Raw genomic sequence first — 263 nt, forward strand, 5'->3', positions numbered from 1 at the left:
AAAGGCAGTGCATTAGTGCAAGCGATCGATGCACTGGACGATTCTTATCAGGTAGTGGCTTTTATAGATGCCGACGTCATCGCCCATCCGAATTGGCTGCGTGAACTAGTTGCACCCCTAATGGATGAGCGGATAGGAGCCACTACAGGAAACCGTTGGTACATGCCGCAAACTGGACAGTGGGGTTCACTAGTTCGATATCTATGGAATGCAGTAGCTGTCGTCTTTATGTGTATCCAGCAAGCCCCTTGGGGAGGCTCAAT

At 50.2% G+C, this 263-nt stretch carries 1 protein-coding gene; it reads left to right on the top strand.

Features of this window, described 5'->3' with window-relative positions:
* Positions 1–263: glycosyltransferase (locus UYI_RS34000; protein WP_035139175.1), on the top strand; the 263-nt coding region annotated here is incomplete at both ends.

Source organism: Fischerella muscicola PCC 7414, assembly GCF_000317205.1.
In the GTDB taxonomy this organism is placed as follows: domain Bacteria; phylum Cyanobacteriota; class Cyanobacteriia; order Cyanobacteriales; family Nostocaceae; genus Fischerella; species Fischerella muscicola.